At 65.2% G+C, this 21,201-nt stretch carries 23 protein-coding genes; 16 read left to right on the top strand and 7 right to left on the bottom strand.

All coding sequences use genetic code 11. The features are described from left to right. Positions 1–98 precede the first annotated feature (98 nt). From thiS to SX1_RS15560, 8 genes are all read left to right on the top strand, one after another. On the top strand, positions 99–1,100 hold the full coding sequence (thiS, locus tag SX1_RS22735) for a sulfur carrier protein ThiS (RefSeq protein ID WP_017181025.1): 1,002 nt from the start codon (positions 99–101) through the stop codon (positions 1,098–1,100). A gap of 81 nt (positions 1,101–1,181) precedes the next feature. Beyond that, the gene (locus tag SX1_RS15590; protein WP_017181026.1) at positions 1,182–1,892 is read left to right on the top strand and encodes a CoA transferase subunit A; all 711 of its coding nucleotides are present in this window, start codon (positions 1,182–1,184) and stop codon (positions 1,890–1,892) included. Further along, on the top strand, positions 1,892–2,773 hold the full coding sequence (locus tag SX1_RS15585) for an HAD family acid phosphatase (RefSeq protein ID WP_019053741.1): 882 nt from the start codon (positions 1,892–1,894) through the stop codon (positions 2,771–2,773). Before SX1_RS15590 ends, SX1_RS15585 begins: the two co-directional genes overlap by 1 nt. A gap of 17 nt (positions 2,774–2,790) precedes the next feature. Beyond that, positions 2,791–3,426: a CoA transferase subunit B gene (locus SX1_RS15580; protein ID WP_026002045.1), complete on the top strand. Its 636-nt coding sequence runs from the start codon at positions 2,791–2,793 to the stop codon at positions 3,424–3,426. 7 nt (positions 3,427–3,433) lie between these two features. Next, positions 3,434–3,874 carry an HIT family protein gene (locus SX1_RS15575; RefSeq protein WP_017181029.1) on the top strand — a complete coding sequence of 147 codons (441 nt, stop codon included), beginning with the start codon at positions 3,434–3,436 and terminating at the stop codon, positions 3,872–3,874. A 54-nt stretch (positions 3,875–3,928) separates the two neighbouring features. Then, on the top strand, positions 3,929–5,224 hold the full coding sequence (locus tag SX1_RS15570; RefSeq protein ID WP_019053740.1) for a glycosyltransferase family 4 protein: 1,296 nt from the start codon (positions 3,929–3,931) through the stop codon (positions 5,222–5,224). Between the two features lie 37 nt (positions 5,225–5,261). Next, on the top strand, positions 5,262–6,788 hold the full coding sequence (locus tag SX1_RS15565; RefSeq protein ID WP_019053739.1) for a capsular polysaccharide export protein, LipB/KpsS family: 1,527 nt from the start codon (positions 5,262–5,264) through the stop codon (positions 6,786–6,788). Continuing rightward, positions 6,781–8,061, top strand: coding sequence for a capsule polysaccharide biogenesis protein (locus SX1_RS15560; protein WP_019053738.1), 1,281 nt, complete (start codon positions 6,781–6,783; stop codon positions 8,059–8,061). The genes SX1_RS15565 and SX1_RS15560 overlap by 8 nt, the downstream gene beginning before the upstream one ends. Before the next feature lie 34 nt (positions 8,062–8,095). On the opposite strand, the gene modA is transcribed toward SX1_RS15560, so the two are convergent. Then, a complete protein-coding gene (modA, locus tag SX1_RS15555) occupies positions 8,096–8,863 on the bottom strand; it encodes a molybdate ABC transporter substrate-binding protein (protein ID WP_019053737.1) in 768 nt (255 codons plus the stop codon). Positions 8,864–8,970: 107 nt separating this feature from the next. On the opposite strand from modA, the gene SX1_RS15550 reads away from it, so the two are divergent. After that, positions 8,971–10,587: a molybdopterin oxidoreductase family protein gene (locus tag SX1_RS15550; RefSeq protein WP_019053736.1), complete on the top strand. Its 1,617-nt coding sequence runs from the start codon at positions 8,971–8,973 to the stop codon at positions 10,585–10,587. A 119-nt stretch (positions 10,588–10,706) separates the two neighbouring features. On the opposite strand, the gene SX1_RS15545 is transcribed toward SX1_RS15550, so the two are convergent. Then, positions 10,707–11,882: a glycosyltransferase gene (locus SX1_RS15545; protein ID WP_019053735.1), complete on the bottom strand. Its 1,176-nt coding sequence runs from the start codon at positions 11,880–11,882 to the stop codon at positions 10,707–10,709. A 58-nt stretch (positions 11,883–11,940) separates the two neighbouring features. Beyond that, positions 11,941–12,504, bottom strand: a complete 564-nt coding sequence (locus SX1_RS15540) for a helix-turn-helix domain-containing protein (RefSeq protein WP_019053734.1) — start codon at positions 12,502–12,504, stop codon at positions 11,941–11,943. A 98-nt stretch (positions 12,505–12,602) separates the two neighbouring features. Between SX1_RS15540 and SX1_RS15535 the strand changes: the two genes are divergently transcribed. After that, complete coding sequence (locus tag SX1_RS15535; RefSeq protein ID WP_019053733.1) at positions 12,603–13,061, top strand: DUF6456 domain-containing protein; 459 nt, start codon at positions 12,603–12,605, stop codon at positions 13,059–13,061. A 4-nt stretch (positions 13,062–13,065) separates the two neighbouring features. On the opposite strand, the gene SX1_RS15530 is transcribed toward SX1_RS15535, so the two are convergent. Genes SX1_RS15530 through SX1_RS15515 form a run of 4 tightly spaced genes read right to left on the bottom strand, consistent with a single transcriptional unit; the run spans position 13,066 to position 15,683 of the window. After that, on the bottom strand, positions 13,066–13,596 hold the full coding sequence (locus SX1_RS15530) for an NUDIX hydrolase (RefSeq protein WP_017181038.1): 531 nt from the start codon (positions 13,594–13,596) through the stop codon (positions 13,066–13,068). Continuing rightward, positions 13,593–14,270, bottom strand: coding sequence for a TPM domain-containing protein (locus SX1_RS15525; protein WP_017181039.1), 678 nt, complete (start codon positions 14,268–14,270; stop codon positions 13,593–13,595). Before SX1_RS15525 ends, SX1_RS15530 begins: the two co-directional genes overlap by 4 nt. Continuing rightward, on the bottom strand, positions 14,270–15,076 hold the full coding sequence (locus SX1_RS15520; protein ID WP_019053731.1) for a TPM domain-containing protein: 807 nt from the start codon (positions 15,074–15,076) through the stop codon (positions 14,270–14,272). Before SX1_RS15520 ends, SX1_RS15525 begins: the two co-directional genes overlap by 1 nt. 4 nt (positions 15,077–15,080) lie before the next feature. After that, the gene (locus tag SX1_RS15515) at positions 15,081–15,683 is read right to left on the bottom strand and encodes a LemA family protein (RefSeq protein ID WP_019053730.1); all 603 of its coding nucleotides are present in this window, start codon (positions 15,681–15,683) and stop codon (positions 15,081–15,083) included. Positions 15,684–15,783: 100 nt separating this feature from the next. Between SX1_RS15515 and mscL the strand changes: the two genes are divergently transcribed. From mscL to SX1_RS15485, 6 genes are all read left to right on the top strand, one after another. Beyond that, positions 15,784–16,227: a large conductance mechanosensitive channel protein MscL gene (mscL, locus tag SX1_RS15510; protein WP_019053729.1), complete on the top strand. Its 444-nt coding sequence runs from the start codon at positions 15,784–15,786 to the stop codon at positions 16,225–16,227. A gap of 143 nt (positions 16,228–16,370) precedes the next feature. Then, complete coding sequence (locus SX1_RS15505) at positions 16,371–16,640, top strand: hypothetical protein (protein ID WP_019053728.1); 270 nt, start codon at positions 16,371–16,373, stop codon at positions 16,638–16,640. Between the two features lie 132 nt (positions 16,641–16,772). Then, positions 16,773–19,175, top strand: a complete 2,403-nt coding sequence (locus tag SX1_RS15500; protein ID WP_026149814.1) for a chemotaxis protein CheA — start codon at positions 16,773–16,775, stop codon at positions 19,173–19,175. Between the two features lie 4 nt (positions 19,176–19,179). Continuing rightward, entirely contained in the window at positions 19,180–19,617 is a 438-nt protein-coding gene (locus tag SX1_RS15495) for a chemotaxis protein CheW (protein WP_017181045.1), read from the top strand. Positions 19,618–19,734: 117 nt separating this feature from the next. Continuing rightward, positions 19,735–20,100, top strand: coding sequence for a response regulator (locus tag SX1_RS15490; protein ID WP_006958812.1), 366 nt, complete (start codon positions 19,735–19,737; stop codon positions 20,098–20,100). 73 nt (positions 20,101–20,173) lie between these two features. Then, positions 20,174–21,201: chemotaxis protein CheB (locus SX1_RS15485; RefSeq protein WP_019053726.1), on the top strand; the 1,028-nt coding region annotated here is incomplete at its 3' end.

The raw sequence follows: 21,201 nt of genomic DNA, 5'->3' as shown, positions 1-21,201 counted from the left end.
AGGGGACAAGCGCCCCTATATGTGGCCAAGACCTTTAGCCTTTCGTGTCGCGCCAAGTCGAGACACGTTTCCATCTTGCATGAACGGGACTGCATATTGTGAGCGTCGACGGCACTATTTCCATCCATATCAATGGCGAACATCGCCGCGTGCGCGACGGGCTGACCCTGGCCGAACTGGCAAGTGAGCTGGGTTTCGTGCCGGAAAAGGTCGCGGTCGAACGCAATCTGGAGGTCGTGCCGCGCTCTACGCTGGCGCAGGTCATGGTCGAGGATGGCGACGAGCTGGAAATCGTGCATTTTGTTGGCGGTGGCGACGTCGCTTCGGTCGCCGACGATAGTTGGAGCGTGGCGGGCCAGACTTTCCGGTCGCGCCTGATCGTCGGCACCGGCAAATATAAGAATTTCGAGCAGAATGCGGCGGCGGTCGCGGCATCAGGCGCGGAGATCGTCACCGTCGCCGTGCGCCGGGTGAACGTGTCGGACCCCAAGGCGCCGATGCTGACCGACTATATCGATCCAAAGGTCATCACCTATCTGCCCAACACGGCGGGCTGTTTTACCGGCGAGGAAGCGATCCGCACGCTGCGGCTGGCGCGGGAAGCGGGCGGCTGGGAGCTGGTGAAGCTGGAAGTGCTGGGCGAGGCGCGTACGCTCTATCCCGATATGGTCGAAACGCTGCGCGCGACCGAGATATTGGCCAAGGAAGGCTTCAAGCCGATGGTCTATTGCGTCGATGACCCGATCGCAGCCAAGCGACTGGAGGATGTGGGCGCGGTGGCGATCATGCCGCTGGGCGCGCCGATCGGTTCGGGCCTCGGTATTCAGAACCGGGTCACCATCCGCCTGATCGTCGAGGGGACCAAGCTGCCCGTGCTCGTCGATGCAGGCGTGGGCACGGCGTCCGAAGCGGCGCAGGCGATGGAACTGGGCTGCACCGGCGTCCTGATGAACACCGCGATCGCCGAAGCGAAAGACCCGGTGCTGATGGCCGCCGCGATGAAGGCAGGCGTGGAGGCGGGGCGCATGGCCTATCGCGCCGGCCGCATGGGCAAGCGCATGTATGCCGATCCGTCCAGTCCCCTGGCAGGGCTTATCTGACGCGTCTTTCGCTTGTGCAGCAAATTGACCGCCGCCTATCTTGTCGCCTATGGGCTGGGTCAGTTGAGGAGGAAATAAGCGATGGTGAACAAGCTATACCCCGATGCCGCGTCCGCGCTGGACGGGCTTCTCTTCGACGGCATGCACCTGTGCGCGGGCGGTTTTGGCCTGTGCGGTATTCCCGAACGGCTGATTGATGCGATCCGCGATTCGGGGGTGAAGGATCTGACCATCGCGTCCAACAATGCCGGTATCGATGGCGAGGGGCTGGGCAAGCTGCTGCGCACCCGGCAGGTCAAGAAAATGATCTCTTCCTATGTCGGCGAGAATAAGGAATTTGAACGCCAGTATCTGGCGGGCGAACTGGAAGTCGAATTCTGCCCGCAGGGGACACTGGCCGAACGCTGCCGCGCCGGCGGGGCAGGCATCCCCGGTTTCTACACCAAGACCGGCGTCGGCACGGCCGTGGCCGAGGGCAAGGAAGTCAAGAGCTTCGACGGGCAGGATTATATACTGGAGCGGGGCATTTTCGCCGACGTTGCGATCGTCAAGGGCTGGAAGGCTGACGAGAGCGGCAACCTGATCTTCCGCAAGACCGCGCGCAACTTCAACCAGCCAATGGCGACTGCCGCGAAAATCTGCATTGCAGAGGTCGAGGAAGTGGTGCCGACCGGCAGCCTGGACCCGGACGCGATCCACCTGCCCGGCATTTACGTCAAGCGCATGATCGTTGGCGCGCCCTATGACAAGAAGATCGAGTTCCGCACGGTAAGGCAGCGGGCGGCGGCGTGATGCGTCGCCTGACCGGCGCGCTGGCGGCGGCGGCCGCGTTGTTGGCGGCCGCGCCAGCCACGGCGCAGACGCGCCCCGACAGCGACCAGCCCTGGCGCGAGTTCCAGTGGCTCTATGGTTCGGCAGAAGGGGCTGCGACCAGCCGGCAGGCGTTCAACGCGCTGCGTGCTTTTGCGGTGATACAGGCGGAACGCTGGCGCATGGGCGAGCCGGTGGTGCAGCGGGTGCTGGCGCCCGGCGCGACGCTCGACCGGCCAGCCTTCGAAAGCTGCGGCGACAAGAAGCCCGCCGTCGTGTTCGATATTGACGAGACCCTGCTGTTGAACACCGGCGCTGAATATTGGGCGGCGGCCAAGCAGCAAAGCTATGAACAGTCGCGGGCTTTCGACAAGGATGCCTGGGCCAAGTGGGAAAAGGACGGCGCGAAGCTGGTCGATCCGGTGCCCGGCGCGGTCGAGGCGGTCGACGCGCTGCGCAAGGCGGATATTGCCGTGATCTTCAACAGCAATCGCAGCGCCGCCAGCATGCAGGAAACCGCCGAAGCGCTGGCCCATGCCGGGCTGGGCGTGGCGGAGCCGGGCAAGACGCTGTTCCTGGACAGTGCTGGCGATGGCAAGAAGGACGGGCGCCGCGCCACGATCGCCGAGACATGGTGCGTCGTGGCGATGGCTGGCGACCAACTCGGCGATTTCAGCGACCTGTTCAACGTGAAGGAAAATGGCCGCCTGCCCGTGGTGAAACGGCGGCAGGCCATGGGATCGCCCATGCTGGCGCGGATGTGGGGGCAGGGATGGTTCCTGTTGCCCAACCCCGTCTATGGCAAGGGCGCCGAAGGCGATTTTAACGAGATTTTCCCCAAGAACCGGTGGAAGCCCCATTAAGCAGAGGAGGCCATATAGTGCCCTGGACACGTGATGAAATGGCCGCGCGCGCGGCAAAGGAATTGCAGGACGGCTTCTATGTGAACCTGGGCATCGGCATCCCGACGCTGGTCGCCAACCATATTCCCGAAGGCGTGGAAGTGACGCTGCAATCGGAAAACGGGATGCTGGGGATCGGACCCTTTCCCTATGAGGGCGAGGAGGATGCCGACCTTATCAACGCGGGCAAGCAGACGATCAGCGAACTGCCGCAGACCGCCTATTTCAGTTCGGCCGACAGTTTCGCGATGATCCGCGGCGGGCATATCGACCTGACCGTGCTTGGCGCGATGGAAGTGGCGGAAAATGGCGACATCGCCAACTGGATGATCCCCGGCAAGATGATCAAGGGCATGGGCGGCGCGATGGATCTGGTCGCGGGCGTCAAGAAGATCATCGTCGTGATGGAGCACACCAGCAAGAATGGCGATCCCAAGTTCATCCCGGCCTGCACCCTGCCGCTGACCGGCAAGAATGTGGTCGACATGATCATCACCGACCTGTGCGTGTTCCAGCGTCCCGACCATGACAGTCCGTTCACACTGGTCGAAATGGCGCCGGGCGTCACGGCGGAAGAGGTCGCCGCCAAGACCACCGCGCACTATCTGGTCTGACAGCGTCATGAGCCTTGATGGTACTTATGATGAGGGCAATGTCTTTGCCCTCATCCTTGCGGGCAAAATCCCTTCGGTCCCCCTGTATGAGGATGCCCATACGTTCTGCTTTCTGGACATTCAGCCGCAGTCGAAGGGCCATGCGCTGGTCATTTCCAAATGGTCGAAGGCGCGCAACATATTGGAGATTGAGGAGGACGCGCTGGCGCAGGTGATGGCGACGACCCGCAAGGTCGCGACCGCCATCCGGGCCGCGCTCAACCCCGATGGCCTGCATATCGCCCAGTTCAACGGATCGGCGGCGGGGCAGACGGTGTTCCATCTGCATGTCCATATCGTGCCGCGCTGGGCAGGGCAGGCGACCGGCTTCGTCGCCCATGGCCAAGGCCAGTTCGCGGACGCCGATGCGCTCCAAGCGCTGGCGCAAGAGATACGCGCGCACCTCTGATGCGTTTCCATCGCTTTGCGGGGCAGACGCCCCTTTGTGTTGGCGGACGCTGACATGGTCCTGCGTCCCTTCAACGTACCCGGTGCCCGGCTGGCTTTGCGTACCAAGCGGGCCAGTCCGCTGTTCCAGGGGCAGCGGGGCGAGGGCGAGGTTGTCCTCGACCTGTCGCGCCTGCTGTCGCGTTCCTTCCACCCCGCGCCGACCGGCATCGACCGGGTGGAATATGTCTATGCCCGCGAACTGCTGGAGCGGATTCCAGACCGGCTGTCCTTTGCAGCGGTTCATCCGGCGGGCGGCTATTATGGTCGGCTCAACAGCGCGGCGGTGCGGCAATTTCTGGCCTTTACGGCGGCCAAATGGCGCAACGCCGGGGCAGCCGATGCGCGCGAGGGGCGGGCGGCGATCGTGCGGCACATGTTCGCGCTGCGCCCGCGCCCGGTGCCACGCGCCACCGGACCCCGCCTCTATCTGCAAGTGTCGCCACACCATCTGGACAATGCCGATCAGGTCGGTGCGATCCTGCGCGCGGAGGGCGCGAAATTCGTGACGCTGGTGCATGATGTGATCCCGCTCAGCCATCCCGAATATGCCCGGCCACAGGGCGCGGATGAACATCGGCGGCGGGTGCATACGATCGATCGCTTTGCCAGTGGCATCATCGGCAATAGCCAGGCGACGATCGACGCGCTGGCGCCGCATATGGCCAACGGGCTGGCCGGGCGCGTGGTCCGTGTCGCCCATTTCGGCGCGGACGCCGTGGACATATTTGGCGGCCGTGGCGAAACGCTGCCTGACCGCCCTTATTTCGTCTATATTTCGACCATCGAGCCGCGCAAGAATCACCTGCTGCTGCTCACCATCTGGCGGCGGCTGGTCGAGCAACTGGGCGATGCAGCCCCGGTGCTGGTGCTGATCGGACGGCGCGGGTGGGAGAATGAGAATGTCGTCGATCTGCTCGATCGCGCCGAAGCGTTGCGCGGCCATGTGATCGAGGCGGGCGAGGTGTCCGACACGCGGATGCAGGCGCTGGTCGCCAACGCGCGCGCGATGCTGATGCCTTCCTTCGCCGAAGGGTTCGGGATGCCGGTGGCAGAGGCGCTGGCCGCTGGCGTTCCGGTGATATGCAGCGACATCATGGCTCATCGCGAAGTGGGCGGCGACGCGCCCGACTATCTCGATCCGCTCGACGGGCTGGGCTGGATGAAGGCGATCTTGAACTATAGTCAGCCGGAGTCGCCCGATCGCGCGGCGCAGATCGCGCGGCTCTCGGTCTGGCGCGCGCCGACCTGGCGGGACTATTTCGATATCGTCATCGATTTGCTGGAAGATGTGACAAGTTCTGTTTCTTGACCTTGCATCGGCCCAAGCCCATGAACTGACTGCCATTATGATTCCCACGCCATTCCTGCGGTCCCCGCCTTTTCCCGGCATTGCTGCTTCGCTCGCCGCTGTCAGCGTGATGCGCGAAACGGGCGATGGCGCTGCGCAGGTTGGCGACGATGTGCTGGATGCGATTGTTGCGGCGCGGGTCGGCGGCGCGTTCTGGGGCGCAAGACCCGGTGAACCGGGCCGGTCGGATCGTGCTGAGAGTGATCCTTGGGCACTGGTCGCTTCCGTGCAGTCGATCCATGCGCAGGCGGACGAGGACGTGGCGCTGATCGCGGGCTTGCTGGGCGTTTCAGTGATCGGTCCCGACGGCGCGGTCATCGATCCGGGTCAGCTGCGCGCGTCCCTCAAGGCGCGGATCGCAGCCGCCCGCTATCGCGACTGTTTCACTGGTGCGCCGGTCGATGCGATGCAGGCGGTGACGCAGCTGGCTGACTGGCGACGGCATATCGACGGCAATCGCGGCATCATGGCGGCGAGCGGCATGGCGTTCTGGAAGCGTGACGCGATCCGTCATTTCCTGTGGGATGGCATTGCCTCGCCCCCATTTCTGTCCGCCGACCGGGGACTGCGCCGCGCCCGGCGGGAGCAGGGGGCGCTGGCGGTCTGGCCATCGCGCGTGCCTGTCACCCTGCCGCAGGATGCCGCTGATCAGGGTGTGGCGCTGGCGCGGGTGGAAGATGGCTTTTTGCGTTCCCGCGGGTTGGGTGCGGCGTTGCACCCGCCCGGCTCCGTCGTGGTGGATCGCACGGGCATCTATTATAATGCGCGCGCCGCCAATGATCTGGAAACGCTGCTGGCGACGCATGACTTCCCGCCCGCGCTGGTCGATCGCGCCCGCCGCCTGCGCGAACGGGTCTGCGCCACCGGCATGACCAAATATGGGCCGGAAGCCGGGCAGATGATCAATCTTCCGGCCGGCAGGCGCACGGTGTTGGCGATCGGCCAGGTCGATGACGATCTGTCGGTGCGGCTGGGCGGCGCCGGGGTCGATGGCAATCTGGATTTTCTGAAGCGGGTGCGCCGGGCCGAGCCGGACGCCTGGATCGTCTATCGCCCCCATCCCGATGTGCAGGCGGGGCATCGCAAGGGGCATTTGCCCGACTCGGTCGTCCTTGCCCATGCCGATGCGATCGACAGTGGTGCGCCGCTGATGGAACTGGTGCAGGCTGTTGATGAACTCCATGTCCTCTCTTCCCTGACGGGTTTTGAGGCGCTGATGCGTGGCCGTTCCGTAACGGTCCATGGGATGCCTTTCTACGCAGGCTGGGGCCTGACGCGCGATCTGGCGCAACCCAGTGTGCGGCGCGGGCGTCAACTCACCGTGGATCAGCTTGTCGCGGCCGCTCTCATTCTCTATCCTCGTTATCTCGATCCGGTAACGCGGTTGCCGTGCGGTCCCGAAATCATGGTGGATCGCATGGCGGATGGATCGACGCCGCCGATGACCTGGCTCATTGCGTTGCGGGCGCTACAGGGGAAGTTTCGACGTTTTATGACCTTGTCCGCTGAGTTTCTGCATGGCTAACCGCAACAAGAAGAGCTTTCTGTTTCTGCAAGGACCGCATGGTCCCTATTTCGCGATGCTGGCCGATGCCTTGCGGCAGCGCGGGCATGTGGCGTTGCGAATCAACATCAATGGCGGCGACAAGGTCGACTGGCCCGGCGATGCGACCGACTATCATGGCACCTTTCGTAACTGGCCGCTGTTTTTCGACGATTTCATCGTCGCCCATGGCGTCACTGACCTGATCCTTTATGGCGATTGCCGCCCCTATCATGCCAGCGCGCACGGCATGGCCCGGCTGCGCAACCTGCGCGTGCATGTGGTGGAGGAAGGGTATATCCGCCCCGATTTCCTGACGCTTCAGGCCGATGGCGTGAACGGCAATTCCACCTTGCCGCTGGACCCGCAATGGTATCGCGACGAAGCGATGGGCCTCCCCCCGCTGGAGGAGAATCAGCCGACTATCCCTTCGAACTTCAGCACCCGCGCGCGCAATACCATGCGCAATGGTTTTGCTGCTGCCATGCTGCGCCCGCTATTCCCCTTCTACCGGACCCACCGGCCGCACAGTTTCGTCATGGAATCGCTGTCCTGGGCGCGGAAGTTGATGATGCGCAGCCGCGACCTGGAGCAGTCGGCCCAAGCCTGGGCCAGGGTGGAAGGAAAGCGCTATTTCACCCTGCCGCTGCAGCTGAATTCCGATTATCAGCTGCGCGTCCATTCGCCCTTTGGCAACATGCGGGCGGCGTTGCGCTTCGTCATCAAAAGCTTTGCCCATCATGCCCCCGCTGACGTGCTGCTGGTGATCAAGCAGCATCCGCTCGATTCCGGGCTGGTCGCCTGGGGCCAGCTGATCCGTCGTCTGGCGAAAGATTATGGCGTGGCGGACCGTATCCATTATCTGTCGGACTGGGACATTGCCGCAGTCGTGAAAAATGCGATCGGCGTGGTCACGGTGAACAGCACGGTCGGCACGCTGGCGCTGAACAGCGGCAAGCCGGTGCTGGTTCTGGGACATGCGGTATACAAGATCCCCGGTATCGTCAGCGTGAAGGGGCTGGACGCATTCTGGACCAATCCGTCGCCACCCGACATGGCGCTCTATTCCGCCTTCAGACAGGTGCTGGCCGATCGCTGCCTGATTCGCGGCGGGTTGCTGAGCGATGAAGGCTTGCAGATGCTGGTCGAGAATGCGGCGGATCGACTGGCGCCGGTCGGACGCGGAACCCGCCGTCATCTGAAACTGGTGACGCCCCAGGTCAGCGATTTCATCGCGTCGAATAGCGCGGTCTGATCCGGCGAGTCCGCAACTGAGCGATCCCTGACGGTCAGGGCGCAGTGAAGCCGTAGCGGGCGAAGATGGCCTTGCCCGATGGCGATAACAGGAAGCGGCGGAACGCTTCGGCATCCTTGTGGCGGCTGCTGGTCAGGCGCGCGATCGGGTAACGGATCGGCGGATGACTGCTGGCCGGGAAGGCGCCGACGATCGCCACGCCGCCAGCGACCCGCGCGTCGGTGGCATAGACGATCCCCAGCGGCACTTCGCCCCGTTCCACCAGCGCCAGCGCGGCACGGACATTGTCGCCGCGCGCGATTTTGCCAGCAACGCTTGGCCATACGCCAAGGCTGGTGAGCGCTGCCTTGCCATATTTGCCCGCTGGCACGCTGTCAGGATCGGCCATGGCCAGCCGCCCGTTGCCCAGCGCCCGCGCGATCGGCATGGCGCGGCCGATCCGCAGGCGCACCGGCCTGCGCTTCGGCGTGACCAGCACCAGCCGGTTGCCGACGACATCGACGCGGGTGCCGCGTACGACGAATCCGGCCTGCTCGACATCGCGCATCCAGTCTTCATCCGCGCAGAGGAACAGGTCTGCCGGAGCGCCCGCCCGAATCTGCCGCGCCAGCGCCGAGGAGCCGGCAAACGACAGGACGGGTCGGGCATGACCGCGCCGGCCCCATGCGTCGGCGGCGGCGGTCATCGCCTCCTGCATGCTGGCGGCGGCGAGGATCAGCGGGCCGCGATCGGGTGACGCAGCCCGGGCGGTCGGGACCAGAAGCAGCAACAGGGCGATGGCGGACAGGAAGCGCAGGAACATGCCGCCTGTGTGCCGTGGGCGATTTGGCGAAGCAAGTGGCGCACGGTACTTTTGCAGCGGGGATCAATCGGCTAGAGCAGGCGGCATGTTCAGGAAACCGCGCTGACATGGCGATCGTCAGAAGCCAGTGCGGCCAGTGCGGTGTCGGCTGCGGTATCCGCGCGGTCACTGACACCGACCGTCGCGTCACGGTAGAGGGCGACCGGCTCCACCCGGCCAATGGCGGCTTGCTGTGCGATCGCGGGCAGGCGCTGGGCGACGACGCCATATCGCTGGAAGGACGGTTGCTGCGGCCATTGGTGGATGGACGACAGACTGGCTGGGACCGCGCGATCGCGCAGGTGGCGCGGCGGCTGTCGACCATAATGGCGCGCCATGGGCCTGGCAGCATTGCGCTGCATATAGGCGGCGGTCTGCTGACCGAGGATTATTATGTCGCGAACAAGCTGATGAAGGGCTTTTTCGGGTCGGCGCATGTCCATGCGCCGTGGCGCGACGGGAGCAGCGCGGCGCACGTCCGGGCGTTCGGCGAGGATGTCATGCCCGCGGCCTATGAGGATATTGATCGCGCCGCGACGATCCTGCTGGTGGGGGGCGGCATCATGGCGCAGCCGGTGCTGCTGGACCGGGTGAAAACGGCGCGGGAGGCGGGCGCGCGGCTGGTGTTGCTGACCGATGCGGGGGTGGCGATAGACGCTGATCTGCGTTTGACGCTGAAGCCCGGCAGCGCGGCGCGGTTGCTGACCGGCGCGCTGTTGCATGGCCATGACAAGGGCAGGCACGACACGGCTTTTCTGGCGCGGAGCGTGGCGGTGTCGGCCGATTTCTGGGAACGGTTGCGACCGGGGCATGACATCTGGTCGATTGCCCGCGCGACCGGGCTGACGCCAGCGGCGATCCGCGCCTTTTACGACGAGTGGATCGCCACCGACCGCGTCGTCACCCTGTTCGCCGGGAGCGAGTGCGCCGATCTGGCCGCGGCGGTCATCAACCTTCACCTTGCCAGCGGACGGATTGGGCGGCCCGGCGCGACCCCGTTCGCCATCACGGGTGCGGCCAATGGCATGGGCGCGCGCGAGGTTGGTTGCGTGGCGGACAGCCTGGCCGCTCATCGCGATTTCGCGCCTGACGCGCGCGCCAGCGTCGCCCGCTTCTGGGGCGCGCGGCTGCTGGTCGAAGGGCCGGGGCTGGAGGGGGAGGCGCTGTTGCGGGCGATGCGCGACGGACAGGTCAGGGCGCTGTGGAGCATTGGCGCGGACCCGGCGGCGGAAGCATGGCTGGGCGAGGCGAGGGCGCTGGTCCCGCTGGCGGTTCGATCGACCGACAGTCTGGCGGAGCAGGGCGATGGCTGGTCGATGCTGCTGCCGTCTGCGACATGGGTGGAGAAGGACGGGACGCTGACCGGCATGGACCGGCTGGTCAGTCGCCAGCGTCGATTATTGCCCCTGCCGGGGGAGGCGCGGCCAGACTGGTGGATGCTGACCAAGGTGGCGCAGGCAATGGGCTGGGGCGATGCTTTCCATTATGAGCGGCCAGCCGACATTTATCGCGAACATGGGCGGCTGACCGCTTATGGCAATGATGGCGGGCGGCTGCTCAACCTGCGGCGGCACGCGCCGATTTCCAACCCGGCCTATGACGAACTGACCCCCTGGCGCTGGGGCGAAGTGCCGTTCGATGGCGGGCATTTTCCGACGCCGGACGGACGGGCGAGATTCGCTTAACTTCGCACTTTTCCCGGCAAATGCGATATATTGTTGCGCGGCGCTGATCCTATCGCAAAGTCGGCTGCGTCGTGCCCGCATGGTAGAGCAGCGGGCCGATGTAGGACAGGCGGAACCGCTTATCGAGCGGTGGCGGCAATGCCTTGCAGATGCGCGAGCAGGGCGTCGCCATTGGCCGCCCAGGTGAAGCGCAGCGCGGCGGCGCGCACGGCTTCGCCATCGGGCGGGTTGTCCAATATCGCCTGAATGGCCGTGGCGATGGCCTGTGGATCGCGATCGACAATCTGTCCCGCTTCCGGCCGGTCGAGCAGTTCGCGCGCGCCGCCGACATCGCTGATCACGATCGGGGTGCCGCAGGCCAGCGCCTCTACCCAGGCATTGGCGAGGCCTTCGGAGGCCGAGGGCAGGGCCATCACATCGGCAGCAGCGAAGATGCGCGGCAATTTATGGTGGGGGACGGAGCCGAGAAAGCCGATCCGCCGTTCGACCCCCAATTCCTCCGCCAGATTTTCAAGGGTTCGCCGATATTGCCCCTGTCCCGCCAGCAGCAAGGTGACATCGGGCAGCATCGGCAGGGCGCGGACCAGCAGATCCTGTCCCTTGCGCGGGATCAATGCGCCCACGCACAGCACGACCGGACCGTTGAAATCGAGCGTGGCCTTGGCCTCCGCCCGATCGGCCAGTTCGAATGTGTCGAGATCAACCCCGGTATAGTGGACGCGGATCTTGCCTTCATCCATGCCCATGCGGACCATGGAGCGGCGCATGGCGTCCGACACGGCGAGAAGCCCTGCCGCGCCTTCACCCGCGCGCAGCACCATCTTGCGCGTGCCGCGCTGACTGCCCCAATGATGGATGTCCGCGCCGCGCGCCTTGACCGAATAGGGGATGCCGAGCGCGCGCGACAGGCGCTGCGCCACCGGACCGTCGGGAAAGAAGAAGCTGGCGTCGATCACGTCGAACGGCTTTTGCGTGTGCAATTGCCTGACCAGAGGCAGGATCGCGCGGGTCATCGTCCAGACATTGGTGCGCCCGCCAAATTTGGGGATGATCGGGAAGGTCGGGCGATAGACCGTCAGTTCGCGCCATTTTTCCCGGCGCGGCAGCGCGCGTAGAGGGGCGTAGCGCGGCGCAAGTGAAAGCGGCCATGGCGGCAGGCCGACCGGCGCGATGACGGTGACGTTCGCTTCCGGGCGGCTGGCCAGTTCGCGCGCCTGCCGTTCCACGAACACGCCGAAATTGGGACGGCTGATGTCGGGAAAGAGGGTCGATAGCATGAGGACGTTGAGCGTCATGGTCTCTCTTTCGCGCAGCAGCCTTTGCAATTGGGTTAAGAGGCTGGTGACTTTTTGGCTAGAGCCGTCGGACGAGCTGTTCCGCGACTGCGGCCCATGGCGGGTCGGTCAGCACCAGCTGGCGTGCGCCCGAACCCAGCGGCAGCAGTTGCAGCCGGTCGCCTTCCCGCCCGATCAGGCGCCCGAACAGGAAGCGGCCCGCCGGGCGCGGGAACAGAATGTCGCGGTTGAGCGCGCTGGCGAAATCCTGCGGGGCGATGCGGCGGCACCAGATGGCGTCGCCGCTGCGATAATCGCCGATGCTGGCGCTGACATGGACGCCGACCATGCCATCCGTCGCAATCGGGGAGGGGAAGGTGAGCGGGCGGGTCGGCGCGCGGGCACCGTCCGGTCCCAGCAGCGCCGCCACCGGCACCTCGCTCTGCCCCGGCAGGGCGACCAGTTCGGCGCTGGCGACGCCAAGCGCCAGCGCGATGCGGTTGAGCCATTTGATCGATACGGTACGGGTGCCGGTTTCCAGTCGGCCGATCGTCTGCGCGGTCGTGGGCGGATCGCATAGCGCGCCGACCTGTTCCAGCGTCAGCCCCTTCGCCTTGCGGACCTCGCGGATGCGGGTGATCATCTTTGCCTCGCTGAATAACCTATTTGGTTTCCTCTTTCCTACAAACTATCCGCCGTGGCAAGGCTGATTCCCCACCCATCGTCCAAGGAGAAGGCCGCATGACCGCCACCCATGTCGAACAGACGATCGAAGACCCGCAGGGCCGCCATCAGACCGTGCTGGTCCATATCGGGGAATCGCCGCTCGCCTGGCTCCATGCGCGCGGCCATTTGAGCGAACGGCATTATGTCGCGGGTGATCGGCTGCGTGCAGATTGGGAGAAGGCCGGGCTGGGTGCGCGCGTCACGATGCGTTGGGACGCGGCGCCGCGCACAGGGGGGCGGGCCGTGCCCGCGCGCCAGCCGGACCCGACGCTGATGCAATTGTCCGCGCGCGAACGCTTCGATGGCGCGATCCGCGCGGCGGGGCCGGGGCTGGCGGACATATTATGGCGGGTGGTATGCGCGGGCGAAGGGCTGGTCGCGGCGGAACGGGCGCTGGGCTGGCCCAGCCGCGCGGGTAAGCTGGTGCTGACGCTGGCGCTCGATCGGGTGGCGGGATGGTATCGGGTTGCTTGACCCGTCAGCCGATCATCGCCGCGCCCAGCAGCAACAGCAGCTTGACGTCCATGGCATAGCCCTCCGCGCGCCAGGCGGCGATCTGCGCCGTCAGCCCCGCAAGGGGCACGCGGTGGACGTGAATATCCTCCCCCTCCACGCCGCCGCCTTCGCCGGTCTTTTCCAGATCATGGGCGCGGAACAGGGTGAAGCTTTCCGAGACCATGCCGGGCGAGCTGAAAAATTCGCCGACGGATTCCAGGCGCGCGGCGCGATAGCCGGTTTCCTCCTCCAGTTCGCGACTGGCGGCGATGCCGGCATCCTCGTCCGCGTCATGATCGCCGACAAGGCCTGCGGGCAATTCGATGCAGCGCCGTCCCAGCGGCACGCGATATTGATCGACCAGCAGGACATGCCCGTCATCGATGGCCAGAATGACAGCCGCCCTGATGCCCCGCGCGCGGCCGACATATTCCCATTTGCCGCGTCGCTTCGCCGTGATGAAGCGCCCGGCCCACATCACTTCTTCAGGCGCAGACGCATCCGGGTCACTCATAATTCGATCAGCCTGTCGGGAAGTTCGTTGATGTCGTCATCGGCGCGCGGGAAATGGGTGGCGAGCACCAGCCCGACCTGACGCACCGCCTGCGCCAGCCCTTCGCCCGCGCGACCCGCACGGATCGCGTCGATCAGCGCCGCCATCGCCGCGCCCCATTCTTCCGGTGCGACCTTGTCATTGATCGCGGCGTCGGCGACGATTTCGGCGCGATGTTCGTCCAGCGAGAGGTAGATCAAGACGCCGGTGCGGCCCTGTGTGCGGGCTTCGGCAGCGGTGCGGAACAGCAGGATCGCGCGTCGCCGCACGCGCCGCGCCCGCGTGGCGCGCGGGGTCATCCACATGCGCAGCGCCGGGATGGCCAGCAGATAGCGGACAGCCAGAAATTTGAGGATCAGCAGGCCCAGCAGCCCGGTCAGCAATTTCCAGTCCGCCAGTTCATGGTCCCAGTCGCGCAGCAGGGCGGACAGGAAATTTCGCAATTGCTCCGGAAAGGCGGCCGCCACCGATAGCGCGATGAACACCGCCGCGATCGCCCAGTGCAGCCCGACATCATGATAGGCATCGGACCGGCGCGTCACGATCGTCACGATTTCCCCGGACGTATGGGCCTCTGCCTCCGCCACGGCGGCGGACACGAGGGCGTGGTCGGCGGCTGAAAGATGAAGCTGCATCACCAGTCCCCCGACGCGCCGCCGCCACCGAAGCTGCCGCCGCCGCCCGAAAAGCTGCCACCACCGCCAAAGCCGCCGCCGCCCCAGCCGGAACCGCCACCACCGCCCCAGCCGCCACCGCCCCAGCCGGAATCCCCCGGACCCCACAGGATGATCGGCACGCCCGAACGGCTGCGATAGCGTTTGCCCTTACCGCGCCGCCGCGATGCCAGCGCGATGAAGGCGACGACCATGACGATGACCCAGATGATCGCCATGCCGCTGACATGACCGCCCGATCCCTTGCGCGCAGCCGCTTCCGCCGCCGCCGCGCGGGCCTTCGCCTCTTCGGGCGGCAGGGTCATGATCGCGCCGATCTGGTCCACGCCCGCGTCGATGCCGCCGACCATGTCGCCCGCCTTGAAGCGCGGGGCGATGGCGTCGCGGATGATCTGGGCCGATTGCGCGTCGGTCAGCAGCCCTTCCAGGCCATAGCCGACTTCTACCCGTATCTTGCGTTCGTTGGGCGCGACGATCAGCAATGCGCCGTCATTCTTCGCCTTGTCGCCGATCCCCCAGGCGCGGCCCAGGCGATAGCCATAATCGGCAATGTCATAACCCTGAAGGTCGGGAATGGTCGCGACCACCAGTTGCCGCCCGCTTTGCGTTTCGAGCGCAGCGAGCTTGCCGGTCAGCGCCTGTTCCTGCGCCGGGGAGAGCAGCCCGGCGTCATCGACCACACGGCCCGTCAGCTTGGGAAAAGACTGGGCCTGCGCTGCGGGCACGAAGGCCAGCAGCGCGAGGAGGATAAGAAAGCGGCGGATCACGCGATCAATTGCCGAAATCGACCTTCGGCGCTTCTTCCGCGCCGGGCGTCGTCGCCTGGAACGGGGTCATGGGCTTGGCGCCGTGGATGATCTTGGCACCGATTGCGTCGGGGAAGGTGCGGATGCGGGTGTTATAGGCGCGCACCGCTTCATTATAGTCGCGGATGGCGACGGCGATCCGGTTTTCGGTGCCTTCCAGTTGCGATTGCAGGTTCAGGAAGTTGGCGTTGGTCTTGAGGTCGGGATAGGCTTCGACCGAGGCAAGCAGGCGGCCAAGCCCCTGGCTCAGTTGGGCCTGTGCAGCCTGAAATTGGGCGACCTTTGCCGGGTCGGACAGATCGTCGGCATTGACCTGAACCGAGGTTGCCTTGGCGCGGGCTTCGGTGACGCGGACCAGCGTGTCCTGTTCCTGCTTGCCCGCCGCCTTGACCGTGGCGACGAGGTTGCCGATCAGGTTGGCGCGGCGCTGATATTGCGCCTGGACGTCGGCCCATTTGGCCTTGGCCTCTTCCTCGGCGGCGGGAACGCTGTTGATGCCGCAGGCGGACAGGGCGAAAGCGCCCAGCAGCGGCAGAAGGAAAGGGGCAAAGCGGCGCAGGAAGGTCATAGAAGATCCTCAGCAATTATCTGCGTCACGAAATAGGCGGTTGTCCTGTCGCACGCAACGGGCCATCCAGTGAATATCTTTGCAAGGGAGAGCGGTAGCGATGGGACTGATCAGCGAATTCAAGACCTTCATCAATCGCGGCAATGTGATGGACCTGGCGGTCGGCGTCATCATCGGCGGCGCGTTTGCGACCATCACCAAGTCGCTGACCGATGACCTTATCATGCCGGTGGTGGGCTATATTTTCGGCGGCGCGGATTTTTCCGAATATTTCATCCGGCTGGGCGACCTGCCTGCCGATTATAAGGGCAACCCGCAAAGCTATGCGGACCTGAAGGCGGCGGGCGTCGCGATGTTCGGTTGGGGCCAGTTCCTGACCGTGCTGGTCAATTTCATCATCCTGGCCTTCATCATCTTTCTGCTGGTGAGAGCGGTCAACCGGCTGACGGCCAAGCCCGAACCGGAGGCCGCCGCGCCCGCGCCAGCGCCCACGCCGGAGGACATCGTCCTGCTGCGTGAAATTCGCGATTCGCTGCGAAAATAATCGTCTATGCGACGAACGGAGCGGTCGGCGGGAACCATTGGGGGCGTGGCCGGTTGATCGCGGTCAGGGTTGGGACGGCGTAAGGCCGTTCCGCCCGGTGAGCCATACGGTCTGCCCTTGGGGGCGCAACAGGAGAATACGCCGTGAAAACCTTCGTCAAAATCCTTGGCCTTGCCAGCCTTGTGGCCCTCGCCGCGTGCGATTCGGCTAAGGAAAACCAGGTCGAGAATGCGTACGAAAACAAGGCGGATGCGATCGACAATCAGGCTGACAATATGGAAGCCATGGCAGACAACCTGACCGGCAGCGCCGAAAATGCGGCTGAGAACGCTGCCGACGCGCTGGAAAACAAGGCCGACGCGACCCGCGAAGCGGGCGACAAGGCCGAGGATGCGGTCGAAAAGCACCAGTAAGCGCTTTTTTACCGATCAAGATTGGAAGGGGCGTCGCGATTGGATCGCGGCGCCCCTTTTATTTGCGCTTTAACCCGCTCTTAACCACGTCCCGCCATGGTGCCCGTTGCGCGCATCCGTGGGACCATGGGCATGGACGAACTGTTACAAGAATTCATATCCGAGACCCAGGAAACGCTGGAGGCGCTGGCGGGGGAAGTCGTCGCCTGGGAAGCCGATCCGTCGGACCGGGACCGGCTCGATGCGATTTTCCGCTTCTTCCATACGGTCAAGGGTAGCTGCGGCTTCCTGAACCTGCCCCGGTTCGAGCGGTTGAGTCATGCGGCCGAAGATGTGCTGTCGGACATCCGCGCGGGCAAGCGCGTTGCCGATCCTGCGACGGTGAGCGCGGTGCTGGGCCTGATGGACCGGATCGGCGAACTGGCCGAAGCGGTGGCGACAGGGGCGGCGCTGCCCAATGAGAATGACGAATTTCTGATCGCTGCGCTGACCACCCCGGCCGAGACATTGCCGACGGGCGGGGAGGAGCATCACAATGCGGCCGCGCCGGTCGCGGTTGCGCGGCAAGGCGGCCAGTCTGGCCCCCGCACCATTCGCCTGCCACTCAGCCTGATCGACCAGTTGATGAACGGCGTGTCGGACATGGTGCTGGCGCGCAACGAATTGTCGCGCAAGCTGCGCGAGCGATCGGTCGACACTGAACTGGACACAGTGTTCGAGCGGCTGTCGACATGCGTGGCCGACATGCGCGACGTGATTTCCAAGACGCGGATGCAGCGGGTCGAGCGGCTGTTTGCCGCGATCCCGCGCATGGTGCGCGATCTGGGCCGGGATCTGGACAAGCGGATCGAGTTGACGCTGGAGGGCGGCGACGTCGAGATGGACCGCGATATGGTGGAGATGGTCGTCGACCCGCTCACCCATATCGTGCGCAACAGCATCGACCATGGCATCGAAACGCCAGAAAAGCGGCGCGCGGCGGGCAAGCCGGAAGTCGGGTCATTGCGGCTGGAGGCGCGGCAGTCGGGCAACCAGATCGTGATCGTTATCAGCGACGATGGCGCGGGGATCGATACTGCGCGGTTGGTGGAAAAGGCGATTGCCGCTGGCCGCCTGACCCCTGAAGCGGCTGCCCGCATGAGCGAGGCGGACAGGCTGGAGCTGATTTTCCAGGCCGGGCTGTCCACCGCCAATCAGGTGACGGCGATTTCCGGACGCGGCGTGGGCATGGACGTGGTGCGCGCCAATGTGGAGCGGATCGGCGGCCTGATCGCGCTGGACAATCATCCGGGGCGCGGATTGTGCATCACCCTGCGCGTACCGCTGACGCTGACCATCATTCCGGGCCTGATCATCCGCGCAGGCGGCCTGCATTTCGCGATCCCGCGCGCCGCGGTGGTGGAAATTCTGCACGACAATAACGACACGCTCCAGATCAGCGAAGTGGGCGGGGCCAAGATCGCGACGATCCGGTCGGTCCGTCATTCGATGATCGATCTGGAAGATGTGCTGGGCATGGAAAAGCCGGTCGAGGCCGAGCCGCGCGCCATCATGGTGGTGCGGTCTGCCACGGGCGTACCCTTTGCCATGGGCGTGTCGGCGGTCGACAATCATGAGGAACTGGTGATCCGTCCGGCGTCGCCGCTGGTGATGGCGTCGGGCGTCTATGCGGGCATGACCCTGCCCGACAATGGCAAGCCGATGCTGCTGCTCGACGCGGCGGGTATCGCCAGCGCGGCCAGATTGCCCACGATGATCGACGACCGCACCCTGCGCCAGTCCGAGCAGGAGACAAAGGCGCAGGCCGGGATCGAGATGATCGCCGCGCTGCGGTTCGAGGAATGTTCGGGCCAGCGCCGCCTGTTGCAACTGTCGCTGATCGAGCGGGTCGAGGATATTGACGCATCGCTGTTCGGCCGGTCGGGCGGCGACGCCTTTGTCCGGCTGGATGGCCGGCTAGTGCCGGTGGCCAACGGCCTGACCGAATTCGGGCGCAACAAGATCTCCGCGCTGCGCCTGCGCGATGGTTCGATCGAAGCCTGCTATCCTGTCGCTGCCGTGCTGGACATCGTGCAGATGCCGATGGTGCCGGACATGGTGGCGATGCACGGCCATATCAGCGGCGTCGCGGTGATCGACGGCGAACATCTGGAAGTGATCAATCCCTTCGCGCTGTTCGGCAGCCTGCCCGACCGTGCGATCGTGGAGCGGACGCGCGGCCGTTGCCTGCTGGCCGACGCCGACGATGGCTGGACCCGCGAGATTTTGGCGCCGCTGCTGCGGCAGGCAGGGCAAGAGGTCGTACTGGGCCTGCCCGATGATGCGGCGGTCGATCCGCGCGACGTGCTGTTGCTGACCGGCGCCGATGCCGCGCAGACGGCGGGCGTCATGGCCGGGATGATCGGATGCCGCATCGTTCATCTGCGCGCTTCGCCGCGTGCGGCCGGACCACAGGATGACAGCATCTATCGCTATGATCAGGATGCGCTGATGGCGGCGATCGCCGGGGGCCAGATGGCCGGAGGAAACGGGTAAGGCCATGGACAGACTCTTTCTTTTCGCCACGCTGGCAGGCACGCGGATCGCGGTGGAGACGAGCGAGGTCGAGGCGGTCGTCCGCCTGAACGACGTGTCGCCCGTGCCGGGCATGGGCGCGCACATCGCCGGGCTGTCGGCATTGCGCAGCCGGGTGCTAACGATCATCGACGTCGCTGCGCTGATCCATGGCGTCGCCAGTCCGCGGGTGGAACGGGGACTGGCCATCATCGCCGACATCAGCGGCCACAGCTATGGCCTGATGGTCGACGGCGTCACGGACATTTGCCGCGTGCCGGAAGGCGAATTGCCCCTGCGCGGCCAGATCGACCCGGCCTGGACCCCCTATGCGCGCGCCATCGTGGAGCATGAAGGGCATCCCTGGCTGCTGGTGTCGCTGGCCGCCTTCATCGAGGGCGGGGCGCTAGCGCAGGCGGCGTGACCGGAAGATGCGCCCGGATTTGCGACCAACCGAATAATCCTGCCTGCCTCGTTTACCAATTGCTTGGCTTTGGTGGTTAAACCTTCAGCCGTTACGCGAAAACCAAAGGGACGCCTCATGAAGAATTGCCTGGTCGTTGACGATTCGAAGGTCATCCGCAAGGTGGCGCGCCACATACTGGAATCGCTGGACCTGACCGTCAGCGAAGCCGTGGATGGTCAGGACGCCCTGACCCAGTGCGAAGCCTCTGCGCCCGATGTCGTCCTGCTCGACTGGAACATGCCGGTGATGAGCGGCATGGAGTTTCTTCAGGCGCTGTCGAGCGCGAAGATGACGGCCCGGCCCAAGATCATCTTTTGCACCACCGAAAATGGCATCGGCCATATCAAGGCGGCCGTCGAGGCCGGGGCCGACGAATATGTGATGAAGCCGTTTGACCGGGAAACGCTGGAAAGCAAGCTGGTCATCGTCGGGGTGATTTAGCGGGCGGGACGCACGTCCTTTTCCTTGGGAGATTTCCGACCTTTTCTTCATCCTTCGTGCAGAAAGCCCCGTGATGACCTTCATCGCGCCGATCATGACCAGTCAGAGGAGCGAACCCCAGGTGGTTCGCACGCTGGTCGTTGACGATTCGGTTGTTGTCCGCACCGTTATCGAACGCATTTTGAATGCGGACCCGGCCTATGCCGTCGTTCACAAGACGAACAGTGCCGAACAGGCGCTGGGCTATCTGGCGGAGCACGACATCGACCTGGTGCTGCTGGACATCGAATTGCCGGGGCAGAGCGGGCTTGCCGCGCTGCCCGCCATCCTGCGCGCCAATCCCGGCGTCAAGGTCGCCATCCTGTCGGGCAAGTGCGAGGAGGGCAGCGCGGCCGCCATCGAAGCGCTGGCGCTGGGCGCGAGCGACATTGTGTCGAAGCCGGGCAGCGGCAGTTTTGGCGAGCATTTCCCCCAGACGTTGATCGAGCGGCTCAATCGCCTGTTCACCGATCGTCCCGCGCCATCCCCGCCGCAGCGCCCGCTGGCGCCACCCGTCGTCCAGCCTGCCGCGCAACCGATCGCCTGCCTTGGCATCGGCGCGTCGACCGGGGGCATTCATGCGCTGGGGCAGCTGTTTGAAGGTCTGGCCGCGCCGCTGGGCGTGCCGGTGCTGCTGACCCAGCATCTGCCCGCCAGCTTCACCATCTATTTCGCGCAGCAATTGTCGCGTATGACCAGCCTGCGGGTCAAAGTCGCCGAAACCGGCGATCTGTTGATGGCCGACACAGTCTATGTCGCCCCCGGAGACGCCAATCTGCAACTGAGGCGCGGCCTGCATGGGCGGGTGACGATAACGCTGAACCCGGAACGCACGCCCGCCGGCAACCTGCCCGGCGTGGATCCGATGTTTGCCAGCATGGCGGAAGTCTATGGCGCTGGCGCGGTGGGTATCGTGCTGACCGGCATGGGCCGCGACGGCACGGTTGGCGCGCGCGATATTGTCGCGGCTGGCGGCTGGATCGTCGCGCAGGATGAAGCCAGCAGTGTCGTTTGGGGCATGCCCGGATCGGTCGCGGGCGCGGGGCTGACCTGCGCGGGGCT

The sequence above is a fragment of the Sphingobium xenophagum NBRC 107872 genome (assembly GCF_000367345.1).
Classification (GTDB): Bacteria; Pseudomonadota; Alphaproteobacteria; order Sphingomonadales; family Sphingomonadaceae; genus Sphingobium; species Sphingobium xenophagum.
Note: the sequence above shows the minus strand (reverse complement) of the source record. Positions and strands in the feature narration are given on the sequence as shown.

What these genes read in the sequence shown, in the direction of transcription:
- SX1_RS15525 (WP_017181039.1), bottom strand. Translation starts at nt 14,270, where the DNA reads ATGCAGCTTCATCTTTCAGCCGCCGACCACGCCCTCGTGTCCGCCGCC.
- SX1_RS15495 (WP_017181045.1), top strand. Translation starts at nt 19,180, where the DNA reads ATGGACAGACTCTTTCTTTTCGCCACGCTGGCAGGCACGCGGATCGCG.
- SX1_RS15575 (WP_017181029.1), top strand. Translation starts at nt 3,434, where the DNA reads ATGAGCCTTGATGGTACTTATGATGAGGGCAATGTCTTTGCCCTCATC.
- modA (WP_019053737.1), bottom strand. Translation starts at nt 8,863, where the DNA reads ATGTTCCTGCGCTTCCTGTCCGCCATCGCCCTGTTGCTGCTTCTGGTC.
- SX1_RS15515 (WP_019053730.1), bottom strand. Translation starts at nt 15,683, where the DNA reads ATGACCTTCCTGCGCCGCTTTGCCCCTTTCCTTCTGCCGCTGCTGGGC.
- SX1_RS15540 (WP_019053734.1), bottom strand. Translation starts at nt 12,504, where the DNA reads ATGATCACCCGCATCCGCGAGGTCCGCAAGGCGAAGGGGCTGACGCTG.
- SX1_RS15560 (WP_019053738.1), top strand. Translation starts at nt 6,781, where the DNA reads ATGGCTAACCGCAACAAGAAGAGCTTTCTGTTTCTGCAAGGACCGCAT.
- SX1_RS15565 (WP_019053739.1), top strand. Translation starts at nt 5,262, where the DNA reads ATGATTCCCACGCCATTCCTGCGGTCCCCGCCTTTTCCCGGCATTGCT.
- SX1_RS15500 (WP_026149814.1), top strand. Translation starts at nt 16,773, where the DNA reads ATGGACGAACTGTTACAAGAATTCATATCCGAGACCCAGGAAACGCTG.
- SX1_RS15590 (WP_017181026.1), top strand. Translation starts at nt 1,182, where the DNA reads ATGGTGAACAAGCTATACCCCGATGCCGCGTCCGCGCTGGACGGGCTT.
- mscL (WP_019053729.1), top strand. Translation starts at nt 15,784, where the DNA reads ATGGGACTGATCAGCGAATTCAAGACCTTCATCAATCGCGGCAATGTG.
- SX1_RS15530 (WP_017181038.1), bottom strand. Translation starts at nt 13,596, where the DNA reads ATGAGTGACCCGGATGCGTCTGCGCCTGAAGAAGTGATGTGGGCCGGG.
- SX1_RS15570 (WP_019053740.1), top strand. Translation starts at nt 3,929, where the DNA reads ATGGTCCTGCGTCCCTTCAACGTACCCGGTGCCCGGCTGGCTTTGCGT.
- SX1_RS15545 (WP_019053735.1), bottom strand. Translation starts at nt 11,882, where the DNA reads ATGACGCTCAACGTCCTCATGCTATCGACCCTCTTTCCCGACATCAGC.
- SX1_RS15585 (WP_019053741.1), top strand. Translation starts at nt 1,892, where the DNA reads ATGCGTCGCCTGACCGGCGCGCTGGCGGCGGCGGCCGCGTTGTTGGCG.
- SX1_RS15535 (WP_019053733.1), top strand. Translation starts at nt 12,603, where the DNA reads ATGACCGCCACCCATGTCGAACAGACGATCGAAGACCCGCAGGGCCGC.
- SX1_RS15550 (WP_019053736.1), top strand. Translation starts at nt 8,971, where the DNA reads ATGGCGATCGTCAGAAGCCAGTGCGGCCAGTGCGGTGTCGGCTGCGGT.
- SX1_RS15490 (WP_006958812.1), top strand. Translation starts at nt 19,735, where the DNA reads ATGAAGAATTGCCTGGTCGTTGACGATTCGAAGGTCATCCGCAAGGTG.